The sequence below is a fragment of the Rhodococcus sp. NPDC003348 genome (assembly GCF_053589375.1).
Map to the genome: position 1 here is coordinate 97,012 of NZ_JBSFRT010000006.1, position 11,855 is coordinate 108,866.

The window sequence follows — 11,855 nt, forward strand, 5'->3', positions numbered from 1 at the left end:
GATCACTCACGGGCGGCGCAACCGCACACACGAAGGGACGGGTGAGTGCGAGGGATTCTGTCGATCGCGACCGCACTGGTCGCCGGTCTCGCTCTCGCGGGCTGCACGGCGAATCCGCCGCCTCCGGTGGAGAGCACCGACAGCCCGAAACCCACCACAACGGTCACGACGAAGAACACCGTCGTGGTCTCGATCGACGAGATCGGGCAGGGTTTCAACCCGCACCTGCTCTCCGACCAGTCGCCGGTGGGCGCGGCGGTGACGTCGATGGTGCTGCCGAGCCCGTTCCGGCCGGTCCCGAGCCCGACGGTGCCGGGCGGTACGGACTGGGTGCCGGACGAGTCGCTGCTGGTGTCCGCGGACGTGACGTCGCAGGACCCGTTCACGATCACCTACCAGCTCCGCAACGAGGCGCAGTGGTCGGACAGCGCGCCGATCGCCGCGGAGGACTTCCGGTACCTGTGGCAGCAGATGGTCAGCCAGCCCGGCGTGGTCGATCCCGCCGGATACGCGCTGATCGACGACATCGCGTCGTCGGCGGGAGGCAAGACCGTCACCGTCACGATGCGGGCCCCGTACCCGGCGTGGCGGGAACTGTTCACCGACCTGCTGCCGTCGCATCTGGTGAAGGACACCCCGGGCGGGTTCGCGCGCGGCCTGTCCGAGAACATCCCGGTTTCCGGTGCGCAGTTCCACATCAAGAGCGTCGACCGGGGACGCGACGAGATCCTGCTCGAACGCAACGACCGGTTCTGGGGCCGGCCCGCCACCCCCGATCAGATCCTGATGCGGCGCGGCGGCTCGAACGCGCAGCTCACCGACTCGATCCGGGCCGGTGACGCGCAGGTGGTGCAGGTGCGTGGCGCGGGCTCCCTGCAGTGGCAGCTCGCGGCGGTTCCGGGCGTGCGGTCCGGGACCACTTTCCAGCCGCGGGTGCTGGACCTGACATTCAACGGCCGCACCCCGGCCGTCGCGGACCAGCGGGTGCGCCGGGGCCTGCTCGGCCTCCTGAACACCGACCTGCTCGCGTCCGTCGGAACCCCGTCGGGTGCGAATGCGACGGTCGCCCGGGCGCAGGTGCTGGCACCGTCGGCGCCCGGCTACGTGCCGACCGCGCCCCCCGCCCCCACCCGTGAGCAGGCTCTGGGCCTGCTCGCCGAGGCGGGATGGGTACTGGCACCGGCCGATCCGGAGGCGCCGGCACGGCTGGTCCGCGACGGCGTCCCGCTGACGCTGACGATCGGCGCGACCCAGGGAGACGACACCGCGATCGCTGTCGCGAACACCGCGGCCGACCAGCTACGTGGTGCGGGGGCGCAGGTCACCGTCACGACGATGCGGGCCGAGGAACTGTACGGTCGCGCGCTGGTCGACGAGCGGGTGGACGCGGTCGTCGGCTGGGCGCGCGCGGGCGCGGACCCGGCGACGGCGCTGGCGTCCCGATACGGTTGCCCGCCGCCGGCGGCGCCGGAAGCGGTCGAGGAATCCGACGAGGCGAGTGGTGCGGAGCCCGGGGTGACGGCCTCGGAGACTCCGGACACGTCGGTCGCCGAGGCGCCCGCCCCGACCACTGGGGAGGAGGCCGGCGACACCACCGAAGTGGTGCCGAATCCGGCTGCGCCGAGCAATGTTTCGGGATTGTGCGACCCGGGCCTGCAGCAGGGGATCGACGACGCGCTGCGTGGCGTCGGCGACGTCGGGCAGCTGATCGCCCACGCCGAGCCCCGGCTGTGGGAGCTGGCCGCGGTGCTGCCGGTGCTGCAGGACACGACGGTGGTTGCCGCCGGGCCCGACGTGGAAGGGGTCTCGCTCGCCGGGGCGATCGAGGTCGGCATCTTCAGCGATGCCGCGGACTGGTCGAGGAAGCAGAACTGATGACGGACGAACGGCCGCGACTGCTGCTGGTGCACGCCCACCCCGACGACGAGACCCTCACGACCGGCGGCACGATCGCCCGGTACGCCGCCGAGGGTGCCGAGGTGACCGTGGTGACGTGCACGCTGGGCGAGGAGGGCGAGGTGATCGGCGACGCCTGGGCGGAGCTGGTCGCCGACCGCGCCGACCAGCTCGGCGGGTTCCGGATCCTCGAGCTGACGACCGCGCTCGGCCGGCTCGGGGTGGCGCAGCCCCGGTTCCTCGGCGGCGCGGGACGCTGGCGGGACTCCGGCATGGCCGGTACCCCGGCGGCGGCGAATCCGCGGGCCTTCGTGAACGCGGACCGTGCCGAGGTGGTCGACGCACTCGTCGCGGTGATCCGCGAGCGGCGTCCGCAGGTCGTGATCTGCTACGACCCGCGGGGTGGCTACGGGCACCCGGACCACATCCGGGTGCACGAGGTGGTCACCGCCGCCGTCGAGGCCGCGGCGTCGCCGGACGGCACCGCGGCCGGTGAACCGTGGAACGTGGCGAAGCTGTACTGGACTGTCACCGAGGCGACCTCGCTGACCGAGGGGCTCGAGTGCATCACCGAGATCCCGGAGTCCTGGCGGCTCCCGGAGCCGGGTGAGCTGCCCTGTGTGCCGGACGAGCAGGTGACGACCGTCGTCGACGTCCGCGCCCAGCTGGCGGCGAAGGTGGCTGCCTTCGAGGCGCACGCCACGCAGGTGACGGTGTCGCCGACGGGTACCGAGTTCGCGCTGTCGAACAACATCGTGCAGCCGATTCCGGTGGACGAGCACTACGTGCTGGCGCGCGGCGTGCTCGGTGAGGTCGGTGCCGACGGTCGCGAGCACGACCTGTTCTCCGGCGTGTGATCGTCCGGTTCGCGGGTTAGGCTGAGGTCGGTTTTCCGCAGTGTGTGAGCTTCACCCACGAAGGGACACGAACCGATGGCGCTGCACCGGGTCGGCGATCGCGCCGATATCGTAAACGACATCTACTCGACGCCACTCAGTGAGGCAGTTCTCCCGAAATATCAAATGCCGCAAGGATCTTCGGATCCCCGGATCGCCTATGCGCTGATTCACGGCGAACTGGCCCTCGACGGCAACTCCTCGCAGAATCTCGCGACTTTCTGCTCGACGTGGTCCGAGGACGAGGTGCACCGGCTGATGAACGAGTGCCTCGACAAGAACATGATCGACAAGGACGAGTACCCGCAGACCGCGGAGATCGAGTCCCGGTGCGTGCACATGCTCGCCGACCTGTGGAACTCGCCGGACGGGCGCACAACCGTCGGATGCTCGACGACGGGCTCCAGCGAGGCCGCGATGCTCGGTGGCCTGGCGCTCAAGTGGCGGTGGCGGGAGCGGCGCCGAGCCGAGGGCAGGGCGACCGACCGGCCGAACCTGGTGTGTGGTCCGGTGCAGGTGTGCTGGGAGAAGTTTGCCCGCTACTTCGACGTCGAACTGCGGCAGGTGCCGCTCGAGGAGGGCGCCACCGGGATGCGTCCGAATCAGCTGCGGGACTACGTGGACGAGAACACGATCGGCGTCGTCGCGATCCTCGGTGTCACCTACACCTGCGACTACGAGCCGGTCGCGGAGATAGCCGCCGCGCTGGACGCGATCGAGGCCGAGCACGGCTGGGACATCCCGGTGCACGTCGACGCCGCGAGTGGCGGCTTCATCGCGCCGTTCGTTCAGCCGGAACTGGTGTGGGACTTCAGGATCGATCGGGTGGCGTCGATCAATTCGTCCGGCCACAAGTACGGTCTGGCACCGCTCGGCGTCGGGTGGGCCGTGTGGCGCAGCGCCGACCTGCTGCCGGAGGACCTGGTGTTCCGGGTCAGCTACCTCGGCGGCGACATGCCGACGTTCGCGCTGAACTTCTCCCGTCCGGGCGGTGAGATCGTCGCGCAGTACTACCTGATGTTGCGGCTCGGCAGGGAGGGCTATCGCCGGATCCAGCAGGCATGCTCGGACACCGCCCAGTACCTCGCCGGCCGGATCCGGGGGATGGGGCCGTTCACCATCCTCTACGACGGCACGGGTGGCCTGCCCGCGGTCTCGTACACGCTCACCGATCCGGCGACCGCCGGGTTCTCGCTCTACGACCTGAGTGACGCGTTGCGGCTGCGGGGGTGGCAGGTGCCGTCCTACCCACTGCCGCCGCACCGGGAGGAAACCGTGATCCAGCGTGTGCTGGTGCGGCACGGCGTCTCTCGTGACGAGATCGCGTTGCTCGCCGGCGACATCGAGGCGGCGATCGCGCGGCTGCGTGACGGCACCCCGGACGACAGCGAGCGGACCGGCTTCCATCACTGACCGCGAACGCGTGACCCGCGGCGCCCGCCGCGCCTAGGCTGTGATCCACGTCATGGTTTCCGGGGTGGGGCTGGAGGTACGGGTGTGAACTGGAGCGTGCAGAACCAGATCGTCGCGTTCGTCGACTCGTTGCGGCCGAACTCGCAGATGCACCACGAGATGTACATGAACGCGCTCTACGGGTTCGTGGACATGCAATCGCACCTGCTGACGATGCTCGGGTACCCGCCGGTGCCCTGACGCCGGGTGCCCGGCGCCTACGATCTTCAGTCATGACCGTCGGCCCCGTCTCCGCCTCGCCCGTCGCCGGACGCGGCATCCTCGACCGCTTCATTCTCGTGCTGCTGGTCTTCGACGGGTTCCTGACCGCGATCCTGGCGGTGCTGTTCCTGCCCGCTCGGCTTGGCTCGGCGCCGTTCCCGGTGAGCGTGCTGGCGGCGGCGGTGGTGAACGTCCTGCTGGTTCTCGGCGCTCGGACGGTGACCGACCGGCCCGGCCGGTACGCGCTGCCGCTCGCGGGGTGGTTCGTCGGGTTCCTGGTGTGCATGGTCGGCGGACCCGGCGGCGACTCGCTGCTGCTCGCCGACTGGCGGGCGCTGTTGCTGCTCGTCGGCGGTCTGGTTCCGCCGATGGTGCTGCTGTTCAAGTGGAGCGCCGACGCGGCGGTCGCGCGCGGGCAGGCGGCCCGCGCCCGCTGACCCCGGGGTCGCCCGACCGGATTCGCGATTGTTCCTCCGCACCTCGGGGGTGCCTGCTAGCGTGCCGCCGACATCGGGACGAGGAGGGCACACGTGGGGACAAGGTGGTTGGCCGGTCGCGGGATCACACGGGCGGCGACGATCGCCGTCTGCGCGCTCGGCGCGGTGGCGGGTACGGCGCAGGCGGCTCCCGCGCCCGCCGGACTGACGGAGGTGCTCTTCGTCGGCAACAACTGGGAGGGCACCGCGGATGTCGTCCAGTCGACCGGCGCCTACTCGAAACTCGGTCGCGTCAACATGATCCCGGACAAGCAGGAGCGCCTGAACGAGATCTACGCCAACCCGATCAAGCTGGGGTACTTCCTCGGAATCCGGGAACTGGTCGGCGAGGGGCACGACCAGTACGTCGACGACATGTACACCACCCCGGACGGAACCGCGGTCGTGGCGTCCCGCCCCAGTTTCGCCGACGTCGTCTCGATCGATCTCACGACCGGGAAGGTCAACTGGCGATTTCCGGTGTCCGGCTACCGAGCCGATCACATGGCGGTGTCCCCGGACGGCACCCAGGTGGCGGTGTCGGCGTCGACGAGCAATACCGTCCACGTGCTCGACATCCGCACCGGGCAGCAGATCGGATCGTTCCGGACCGGTGACAAGCCGCACGAGAACGTCTACACCGACGGCGGACGGTACCTGTGGAACATGGCGATCGGAGACGTCAACACCGCAACCGACGCGCCGGAGCAGGACGACACCAAGGGTGACCGCAAGATCACCGTTGTCGACACCGCGACCTGGCAGGTCGTGAAGGTGATCGACATGCGCGACCGGCTCGACGCGTTCGGCCGCGACGACCTCTCCGACTCGGTGCGCCCGGTGGCGTTCAGCCCCGACGAGGGCACCCTGTATTTCCAGGTGTCGTTCTTCAACGGTTTCGTCGAGTACGACGTCGCCTCGGACAAGATCACCCGGATCAAGGAACTGCCCAAGAACCCGGCCACCAACCCCGACCGCACCACCTGGGTGAACGACTCTCGCCACCACGGCATGTCGATCAATCCCGACGGCAGCAGGCTGTGCATCGCCGGGACGATGGACGACTACGTGACGACCGTCGACACCGCGACGCTGCAGGAGACCCCGACGGTCCCGGCGGGCAAGCCGTACTGGGCGACGGTGAACGGCGACGGCACGCACTGCGTCATCTCCGAGAGCGCGAACGACACGATCAGTGCGATCGACTTCGCGACCGGGCAGAAGGTGGCGACGGTGGAGGTCGGGGACCATCCGCAGCGGGTGCGCCTCGGGCATGTCCCGGCAGGCTGGACGGGTACTCCCGGACCGGACCCCGAGGGCGGCGGCTCCCTGGACGGGCTGGGCAGCAGCGGCTCCTAGGGGAGCAGTCCGGCCGCGTGCCCGGCGTCGCGCAGGACCTCCTCGAGCATCGCCGGGGTCAGCCGGCCGGTGAAGGTGTTCTGCTGGCTGACGTGATAGCAGCCGAACAGGTGCAGGGGGCGTTCCCCGGCGAGCTCGACGTGCGCGCCGTGCCCGAACTTCGGGCGCGGTCGTGGCACCGTCCACCCGCCCGCGGTGAGGGCGGGAAGCAGTGCCTGCCAGCCGAATCCGCCGAGTACGACCACTGCCCGCACCGTCGGGGTCAGGAGTCGTAGTTCCTCGTCGAGCCACCGGCGGCAGGTGTCGCGTTCGGCGGGGGTCGGCTTGTTGTCCGGTGGAGCGCAGTGCACCGGGGCGGTGATCCTGGTGCTGCGCAACACGAGTCCGTCGTCTCGTCGGACGGCGGTCGGCTGGTTCGCCAGTCCGACGGCGTGCAGCGCCGCATACAGCACGTCCCCGCTGCGGTCGCCGGTGAACATCCGCCCGGTGCGGTTCGCGCCGTGCGCGGCCGGGGCCAGTCCGACGATCAGCAGTGCGGCGTCCGCCGGGCCGAATCCGGGAACGGGTCGCCCCCAGTATGTTTCGTCGCGAAAGGCGGCACGCTTCTCGGCGGCGGCCTTCTCCCGCCAGGCGACCAGTCGCGGACAGCGTCTGCAGTCGACGAGTTCGGCGTCCATCGCGGCGAGGGTGCCCTGGGCTTCCACGGGTCCGACGCTACCCGGGGGGTGCTCAGCAGGGGGGAGTGCCGGGCAGTGTCGGGTCGAGTGCCCTGCGGACGAGGAAGAGCGCCGCTCCGTCGTCGAGGAGGCCGGTGGACGAAGGTATGCCGGGGAGGACCCTCGAGTGTGAGATCGCGAGGTTCGGGTTGCCGCAGGCGTCCTGAACCGTCGTCTGCTGGACGGACCTTTCGGTCCCGGGAGCCGGATTCAGGAACGAGCTCTCGAACGGCAGGATGCGATCGTCTTTCGTCGATGCGATGACGGTGTACTCGATCCCCGGGAGCGTCTCCGGTCCGGCATTGAGTTCGGCCAGGAATCGTGACCCCGGAGTCTGCTCCTGGATGGCGATCGCGTGGCCCAGGAGCGTGCCTGCGGCCGGAATGTTCCCCCAGGAAGTGGTTCCGTGGTTGCTGGGTCCCAGCGTGACCAGCGTGTGCACCACGTTGTTCGCGGGGTTCGCCGGGTCGGCTCCGCCCTCGGCGAGGAGGTAGCGTCGGGCCATCGTGCCGCCCTGGGAATGCCCGACCACATCGACCTGCGCGGAGCCGGTCTTCTCCCGAACCGCGTCGATGAACCGGGCGAGCTCCTTGGCCGACTCCACCATCGAGCCGAAACCCCACCCGCTCGGTCCCGGGATGCCGGCGATCCACATCGAGGGTGCGTATCCGTAGTTCAACGCGAAGACGCAGTAGCCGTCGGCTCGGAGCGACTGGACGAGCGGTCCGGGCAGGTTCGGATTCTCCAGGTTGCCCCAGGTCTCCTGCATCGGTACTCCGGTGCCGTGCACGAGCACGACCGGCCGGGGATGTCGCGGCGACGGCGTGCAGTCCTCGTTCGCGCCCGGCAGGTTTCCCTGCGCTTGCTTCGGCCCGAGGGCGCGGCCCGGGGCCGCGGCCTGGGCCGAGGCGGTCGCCGTGGGGACGATCGTGGTACCGACGACGAAAGTTGCGATGGCCGCGACGGTCGTCGCGGCCACGCGGAGTCGGTATGTCACGCGAGTGCTCCTGAGAAGTGATCGTGAAACGGTGCCGCCGTCATCTTTAGCAGTACTAATGATTAGGTGCCAGAGGGAGCGGTGTTTCGTCGATCACTCTTCATCGCCCGCGGTCGCGGCTCAGCCGACGAGGTGGGCGTGGACTCAGGAGGTGGGCGTGGACTTGCGCCTCACGGTCCCAGCCGTCGCCCGCGCCGGGGCGACCGCCAGGATGCCGCGACTTTCGATGAGTCCGACGCCACCCGGGGCGGCGCTCAGCAGGGGGGAGTGCCGGGCAGTGTCGGGTCGAGCGCCTGGCGGACGAGGAACTGGGGGACCGGATGGTCGAGCAGTCCGACCGAGTTGCCCAGACCGGGAGGGAAGTACCTGGCGTGTGAGACCGCCAGGTCGGGGTCGCCGCACACCTCCTGAACCGTCATCTGGTGGACGGATTGTTCGGTGCCGGGAGCGGGAAGGAGAAACGAACTCTCGTAAGGGAAGACTCGGTCGTCCTTCGTCGTCGCGATGACGGTGTACTCGATCCCAGGGAGTGTCTCCGGCGCGGCATTGAGCTCGGTGAGGAATTCCGAGCCCGGCGTCTGCTGCTGACCGGCGATCGAGGCACCCGCACGCTTGGCGTCGGCCGGATTGTCGGCCCAGAAGGTCGTTCCGTGGTTGCTCGGCCCGAGGCTGACGAAGGTGTGCACCTTGTTGTTCGCGGGATTCGCCGGGTCGGCCCCGCCCTCGGCGAGCAGGTACCGGCGGGTCAGGGGACCGGCCTGGGAGTGTCCGACGACATCGACCTGTGTGGAGCCGGTCCGCTCGCGCACCCCGTCGATGAAGTCGGCCAGGTCCTTCGCCGACTCTGTGATCGAGCCGTGCCCCCACCCGCTGGGTCCGGGGATGCCGGCGACCCACGTCGAAGTGGCGTAGCCGTAGTTCAACGCGTAGAGGCAGTACCCGTCCGCGCGAAGCGCTTCGACCAGCGGTCCAGGCAGGCTCGGATCGTGCACGTTGCCCCAGGTCTTCTGCATCCTCAGCGCGGTGCCGTGGACGAGAACGACCGGGCGCGGATGCTCCGGAGACGGCGTGCAGTCCTCGTTCACTCCCGGCAGTACGCCCTGTTCGTGGGGTTGGCTCATCACGGACCCCGTGACGTTCTTGAACGACTCGACGAACTCCGTTGCGGATGACCCTGTCGAGGACTGGGCGGAGACCGTCGCCGTGGGGACGATGGCGATACCGAGGGCGACGACCGCGACAGCCGCGATGCCAGTTGTGGTGGACCGTAGCCGGTTGGTCACGCGAATACTCCTGAGAACGATCGAGGATGGCGGAATGGTGCAGGGGCCATCTCTATCAGCCTCTGGCAGTTCCGCGCGGCAGAATCCGGCGAACCGGTCACTCGCGGTCTCGGTGTCACCGTTCGCGGCGCGGAACTCCGGTGCTGTTGGTCCAGATGTCTCCTGCCCCCGGCGTCACCGTCTCGATCAGTGTCCACGCCCGCTCGGCGGACATGTCCAGGACGTCGTAGTGCCCGGCGCCTGCCGGGGTCGCCGCGACCACGGTGGCCACGCCTGCACGTCGCTGGAAGAACGTCTGCCGCACCGTCCACCCCACGATCCCGTTCGCCTCCAGGGCGTGCCTGCTGCGGTCGAGGGATCCGTGACGGGTGACGAGCCACCCCGGCGGCGTGGCGTGGCCGAGTCCTCGGTACCGGTCGTGGGCGAGTCCGGCCGCGGCGACTGCGAGCACCGCGAGCACCGTCCACACCGGCCATCCGATCGGGGCGCCGGCCGCGGCCGCCACCCCGGCCACGGCGGCGAGCGCGGCCACCGGGACCAGCGCCCGGGTGTAGCGGCGGCGGCGGGCGGCCGCACCGTGCCGAGTCAACGGGACCGTCGCCGTCGCCGGTCCCGTGCCGCGCAGCACGAGGGCCTCCATCCGCTCGGCCTCACCGCGCGGGGCCTGCGGCAGCAGCATCGAGGAGTGCTGTTGCCCGGCGGAAATGCCGGTCATCACCGCGTCGAGGCGGGCTGCGCCGGCCAGGCGCAGCAGGAGGGGCTCGCGGAGGCTGGTACCGCGCAGGCGCGCGCGATCGAGGGTGGTCTGCCGGGTGCGGAGCAGTCCGTGGCTGACGTGCAGCACGTGCCCGTCGTCGGTCACCCGCAGGTCACCGAATGCCAGCAGGTAGCGGACGCAGGCGAGCGCACTGGCCACCGCGAGCAGCGCGACGAGTCCGATCGTCACCACGGTGACGACACCGAATCCGAGCAGCCAGTTCAAGCCGTTCTCGACCGTGTCGGAGGTGGTGAGGCGCTCACTGAAGCCGTACTGGAACACGACGCCCGCGGCGGCGGCGACGGTGAGCACGCCGGTGGTCGACAGTGGTGCGTAGCGCACCCACGACGGCGACCAGTGCGCGATCTCGACCGCCGGGGCGGGCGCCGCGGTCGCCTCGTCCTGGGCGGCGGCGGCCGCCGGGTCCGGGTGCCGGGCGAGCAGCAGTGCCTCACGCAGCGCCGGAACCAGCCGGGCGTCGAGGGCGTTGAGTTCGAACCGGGTCGAATCGCCTGCCCGCTCGGCTCGTTGCCCGGTGCCGATCCGGACCACGGACAGGCCCAGGATCCGGTGCAGCAGACCGGCTTCCACGTCCACCGAGCGTATCCGGTTGCGCGGAACGGAGAGCAGCTTCTTCTGGAACACCCCGGTCCGTAGCTGCACGTGCACCGGGCCGATCCGGTAGCTGGTGGTCAGCCAGCGTGCGATCGCGTACGCCACCAGCACCGTCAGGGCGATCAGCCCCCACGCATGGTTTCCGCTCTGACTGCCGACGACCACCGAGGCCAGCAGTACCGGAAGGAGCTTGACCGCCTCGTTGACGGGATGCACCAGCAGCATCCGCCTGTCCAACCGCAGCCAGGGCTGATCCTGCTCGGCGGCCAGCGCCTCGGGACCCGAGTCCTCCGGCGGCGCGGTGCCAGGGGCAGGCGGCATCGGGTGTGCACCGGTCACGTCGCGTCTCCCACGTTGCGGCCCGCGATCTCGGTGAGCCGGGTGACGGTCGCGTCGGCGACGGGAGAGTCGAGCGCAGTGATCGTCACCGCACCCGCCGACGACGCCGTGGTCACCGTCACCGTCGCCAGTCCCAGCATCCGGTCGATCGGCCCGCGCTCGGTGTCGACGGTCTGGATCCGCGAGATCGGCGCGATGCGGCGTTCCTGGGTGAACCAGCCGGTCCGTGTGTACACGGCGGTGTCGCTGATCTCCCAGCGGTGCACCCGGTAACGCCATCCGGGGACGATCGTCACGTGCACCAGCGCGGCGGCCGCCGTCACCAGGAACACGACGATGTGAGGCCATGTCGTCCACTCCCGGGCCACGAATCCCCACACCACCTGCGCCGCGAAGACCGGAATCCAGATCAGGACCGCATTGATCGCCCACAGCAGCGGCGCCCGTCGCGACGGCCGCCACTGCGGGTCGGACATGGTGACGAGGGAGGTCGGGGGAGTGCTCACCCCTTCACCCTGCCCCACCGGGCGGCGCGGCGCGGCGCCCGGCCGGGCGTGTCCGCCGAACCCGTGCACGGGGTGGGAAGTGGCCTAGCCTGGAATCAGCGGCGGAAGGAGCGTGGCGTGGAACGAACCGAGAACCCCATGTTCGACGGCGAGATGACGGACGCGGACCGTGCTGGTCAGGCGGACCCCGTCCTGCCGGAGGACGAACGCGAGCACTCGCCGGACCTCGAGACCGTCGGCACCAAGGAGGTCAACGTGGCCGACGCGGTCGAGCAGGCGCGCGACGTACCCGACGACGAGGAGTACCCCCGCTAGCGGACAACCTGCTGTGGCGCATGTCT

At 70.1% G+C, this 11,855-nt stretch carries 12 protein-coding genes; 7 read left to right on the top strand and 5 right to left on the bottom strand.

The window, feature by feature from the left end:
• Positions 1-45: 45 nt before the first annotated feature.
• The 6 genes from ACWDU4_RS06055 (at position 46) to ACWDU4_RS06080 (ending at position 6,301) form a co-directional block, all read left to right on the top strand.
• Positions 46-1,875: an ABC transporter family substrate-binding protein gene (locus tag ACWDU4_RS06055; RefSeq protein WP_450112961.1), complete on the top strand. Its 1,830-nt coding sequence runs from the start codon at positions 46-48 to the stop codon at positions 1,873-1,875.
• Positions 1,875-2,753 carry an N-acetyl-1-D-myo-inositol-2-amino-2-deoxy-alpha-D-glucopyranoside deacetylase gene (gene mshB / locus ACWDU4_RS06060; protein ID WP_450112962.1) on the top strand — a complete coding sequence of 293 codons (879 nt, stop codon included), beginning with the start codon at positions 1,875-1,877 and terminating at the stop codon, positions 2,751-2,753. The genes ACWDU4_RS06055 and mshB overlap by 1 nt, the downstream gene beginning before the upstream one ends.
• Before the next feature lie 75 nt (positions 2,754-2,828).
• Positions 2,829-4,205, top strand: a complete 1,377-nt coding sequence (locus tag ACWDU4_RS06065) for a glutamate decarboxylase (RefSeq protein ID WP_450112963.1) — start codon at positions 2,829-2,831, stop codon at positions 4,203-4,205.
• An 84-nt stretch (positions 4,206-4,289) separates the two neighbouring features.
• Entirely contained in the window at positions 4,290-4,445 is a 156-nt protein-coding gene (locus ACWDU4_RS06070) for a hypothetical protein (RefSeq protein ID WP_450112964.1), read from the top strand.
• A 32-nt stretch (positions 4,446-4,477) separates the two neighbouring features.
• Positions 4,478-4,903, top strand: coding sequence for a hypothetical protein (locus ACWDU4_RS06075; protein ID WP_450112965.1), 426 nt, complete (start codon positions 4,478-4,480; stop codon positions 4,901-4,903).
• Positions 4,904-4,996: 93 nt separating this feature from the next.
• Complete coding sequence (locus ACWDU4_RS06080; protein WP_450112966.1) at positions 4,997-6,301, top strand: YncE family protein; 1,305 nt, start codon at positions 4,997-4,999, stop codon at positions 6,299-6,301.
• On the opposite strand, the gene ACWDU4_RS06085 is transcribed toward ACWDU4_RS06080, so the two are convergent.
• From ACWDU4_RS06085 to ACWDU4_RS06105, 5 genes are all read right to left on the bottom strand, one after another.
• The gene (locus ACWDU4_RS06085; RefSeq protein ID WP_450113036.1) at positions 6,298-6,978 is read right to left on the bottom strand and encodes a uracil-DNA glycosylase; all 681 of its coding nucleotides are present in this window, start codon (positions 6,976-6,978) and stop codon (positions 6,298-6,300) included. The genes ACWDU4_RS06080 and ACWDU4_RS06085 overlap by 4 nt on opposite strands.
• 52 nt (positions 6,979-7,030) lie before the next feature.
• Positions 7,031-8,014, bottom strand: a complete 984-nt coding sequence (locus ACWDU4_RS06090; RefSeq protein WP_450112967.1) for an esterase/lipase family protein — start codon at positions 8,012-8,014, stop codon at positions 7,031-7,033.
• Positions 8,015-8,268: 254 nt separating this feature from the next.
• Positions 8,269-9,297 carry an esterase/lipase family protein gene (locus ACWDU4_RS06095; RefSeq protein WP_450112968.1) on the bottom strand — a complete coding sequence of 343 codons (1,029 nt, stop codon included), beginning with the start codon at positions 9,295-9,297 and terminating at the stop codon, positions 8,269-8,271.
• Positions 9,298-9,412: 115 nt separating this feature from the next.
• Positions 9,413-10,990: a PH domain-containing protein gene (locus tag ACWDU4_RS06100; RefSeq protein WP_450113037.1), complete on the bottom strand. Its 1,578-nt coding sequence runs from the start codon at positions 10,988-10,990 to the stop codon at positions 9,413-9,415.
• 14 nt (positions 10,991-11,004) lie between these two features.
• Positions 11,005-11,484, bottom strand: coding sequence for a PH domain-containing protein (locus tag ACWDU4_RS06105; RefSeq protein ID WP_450113038.1), 480 nt, complete (start codon positions 11,482-11,484; stop codon positions 11,005-11,007).
• A gap of 147 nt (positions 11,485-11,631) precedes the next feature.
• Here ACWDU4_RS06105 and ACWDU4_RS06110 point away from each other — a divergent pair, with 147 nt between their 5' ends.
• Positions 11,632-11,829, top strand: coding sequence for a hypothetical protein (locus ACWDU4_RS06110; protein WP_450112969.1), 198 nt, complete (start codon positions 11,632-11,634; stop codon positions 11,827-11,829).
• Positions 11,830-11,855: the final 26 nt, after the last annotated feature.

Bases quoted from the DNA above. Each gene is read 5' to 3' on its own strand.
- mshB (WP_450112962.1), top strand. From the start codon at position 1,875: ATGACGGACGAACGGCCGCGACTGCTGCTGGTGCACGCCCACCCCGAC.
- ACWDU4_RS06065 (WP_450112963.1), top strand. From the start codon at position 2,829: ATGGCGCTGCACCGGGTCGGCGATCGCGCCGATATCGTAAACGACATC.
- ACWDU4_RS06075 (WP_450112965.1), top strand. From the start codon at position 4,478: ATGACCGTCGGCCCCGTCTCCGCCTCGCCCGTCGCCGGACGCGGCATC.
- ACWDU4_RS06085 (WP_450113036.1), bottom strand. From the start codon at position 6,978: ATGGACGCCGAACTCGTCGACTGCAGACGCTGTCCGCGACTGGTCGCC.
- ACWDU4_RS06100 (WP_450113037.1), bottom strand. From the start codon at position 10,990: ATGCCGCCTGCCCCTGGCACCGCGCCGCCGGAGGACTCGGGTCCCGAG.
- ACWDU4_RS06105 (WP_450113038.1), bottom strand. From the start codon at position 11,484: ATGTCCGACCCGCAGTGGCGGCCGTCGCGACGGGCGCCGCTGCTGTGG.